Below are 632 nucleotides of genomic sequence, written 5' to 3' on the forward strand. Positions count from 1 at the left end.
TCCACACCGTCAAATCCTGCTTTCATAGCATTTAAAGCAGCTTGAACGAACTCGTCCTGAGCCTGCTTTATTTCCTCTATGGTCATTTCTCTTGGAACCGGATATGGCTGAGGTCCGTGCTGGTCTGTATACATCTCGCCATCTAGAGCTACTGCCGAAGGTGCAAGAATTTCTGCATCTTCCTCCATATTATATTTATGGGAAACTCTTCCCGTATGCATTATCTGAAGAAACATCTTGCCTCCTTCTTTATGAACAGCTTCAGTAATATTTTTCCAACCTTCAATTTGTTGGTCTGTATAAATGCCCGGGATACGCGCATAGCCAAGGCCGTTAGGTGAGGGTGCCGTTCCTTCCGAAATGATAAGACCGGCTTGTGCTCTCTGGCGGTAATATTTCACCATCAGATCATTAGGAATATTATCTGTTGCCCTGGCCCGGGTTAAAGGAGCCATAATAGCTCTGTTTTCTAACTTTAAGCCTTTTAGGTTATATGAATTCAATAATTTCATAGACATTTTTTTAGCAATATATTTTTTGAAATTGTTTAAAATAGGAAAGTCAATTTGTTGACTTTCCTATTAATTTAAAACTTACTACAACTTATTCCCGGCAAAAGCTTCGTCAACTTC

The 632-nt window shown here is 39.9% G+C and carries 1 protein-coding gene; it reads right to left on the reverse strand.

All coding sequences use genetic code 11. The annotated features are described in order from the left end of the window. A partial coding sequence (locus LB467_RS18675; protein ID WP_449619107.1) for an oxidoreductase occupies positions 1-512 on the reverse strand: 512 nt, incomplete at its 3' end. Positions 513-632: the final 120 nt, after the last annotated feature.

Source organism: Salegentibacter tibetensis (genome assembly GCF_020164485.1).
In the GTDB taxonomy this organism is placed as follows: Bacteria; Bacteroidota; Bacteroidia; order Flavobacteriales; family Flavobacteriaceae; genus Salegentibacter; species Salegentibacter tibetensis.